Here is a 1,779-nt window from a genome sequence, read left to right as displayed (position 1 = left end):
CTTAATGAGTGACGGATTTGCCTATCACTCGGCCTACACCCTTACCCCGGGACTACCACCGCCCGGGCTGGACTACCTTCCTGCGTCACCCCATCGCTCACCTACTACCCCATTGGGCCACCGGCTCCACCACGTCCCTTTGTCCGAAGACTCCAGGCCGGCTTCACGGGCTTAGCATCAAGAGGTTCAGCGTTGGCGCTTCAAAGCGGGTACGGGAATATCAACCCGTTGTCCATCGACTACGCCTGTCGGCCTCGCCTTAGGTCCCGACTTACCCTGGGCAGATCAGCTTGACCCAGGAACCCTTGGTCAATCGGCGCAAGAGTTTCTCACTCTTGTATCGCTACTCATGCCTGCATTCTCACTCGTATACCGTCCACGACTGGTTTCCACCGCCGCTTCACCCGGCACACGACGCTCCCCTACCCATCACAGCAGGCGTTAGCCCTTCATGCTGCAATGACACGACTTCGGTGATGTGCTTGAGCCCCGCTACATTGTCGGCGCGGAATCACTTGACCAGTGAGCTATTACGCACTCTTTCAAGGGTGGCTGCTTCTAAGCCAACCTCCTGGTTGTCTCTGCGACTCCACATCCTTTCCCACTTAGCACACGCTTAGGGACCTTAGTCGGTGTTCTGGGCTGTTTCCCTCTCGACCATGGAGCTTATCCCCCACAGTCTCACTGCCACGCTCTCACTTACCGGCATTCGGAGTTTGGCTAAGGTCAGTAACCCGGTGAGGCCCATCGCCTATCCAGTGCTCTACCTCCGGCAAGAAACACGTGACGCTGCACCTAAATGCATTTCGGGGAGAACCAGCTATCACGGAGTTTGATTGGCCTTTCACCCCTAACCACAGGTCATCCCCCAGGTTTTCAACCCTGGTGGGTTCGGTCCTCCACGAAGTCTTACCTCCGCTTCAACCTGCCCATGGCTAGATCACTCCGCTTCGGGTCTTGGGCATGCAACTCAAACGCCCTATTCGGACTCGCTTTCGCTACGGCTACCCCACACGGGTTAACCTCGCTACACACCGCAAACTCGCAGGCTCATTCTTCAAAAGGCACGCAGTCACGGCCCACCAGCAAGCTGATGAACGACGCTCCCACGGCTTGTAGGCACACGGTTTCAGGTACTATTTCACTCCGCTCCCGCGGTACTTTTCACCATTCCCTCACGGTACTATCCGCTATCGGTCACCAGGGAATATTTAGGCTTAGCGGGTGGTCCCGCCAGATTCACACGGGATTTCTCGGGCCCCGTGCTACTTGGGAGATGAGCAAGCAAGCCGTACAGATTTCGTCTACGGGGGTCTTACCCTCTACGCCGGACCTTTCGCATGTCCTTCGACTACCCATACGGTTTCTGACTCGCCCAGCCGCCGGCAGACGACTGAAGCTCATTCCCACAACCCCACAAGCGCAACCCCTGCCGGGTCTCACACGCCCATGGTTTAGCCTCATCCGGTTTCGCTCGCCACTACTCCCGGAATCACGGTTGTTTTCTCTTCCTGCGGGTACTGAGATGTTTCACTTCCCCGCGTTCCCTCCACATACCCTATGTGTTCAGGTATGGGTGACAGCCCATGACGACTGCCGGGTTTCCCCATTCGGACACCCCCGGATCAAAGCTCGGTTGACAGCTCCCCGGGGCCTATCGTGGCCTCCCACGTCCTTCATCGGTTCCTGGTGCCAAGGCATCCACCGTGCGCCCTTAAAAACTTGGCCACAGATGCTCGCGTCCACTGTGCAGTTCTCAAACAACGACCAGTCACCCAC

Annotated in this window: 1 rRNA gene (only partly in view); it reads right to left on the bottom strand. The window is 57.4% G+C overall.

What is annotated here, in order from left to right:
- Positions 1-1,728, bottom strand: a 23S ribosomal RNA gene (locus ACIQIB_RS39340); it reaches 1,492 nt to the left of the window's first position.
- Positions 1,729-1,779: the final 51 nt, after the last annotated feature.

The organism is Kitasatospora sp. NPDC092286 (assembly GCF_044755565.1).
Taxonomy (GTDB): Bacteria; Actinomycetota; Actinomycetes; order Streptomycetales; family Streptomycetaceae; genus Kitasatospora.
The sequence above is the reverse complement of the archived record's forward strand: the minus strand, read 5'-3'. Positions and strand labels throughout refer to the sequence as shown.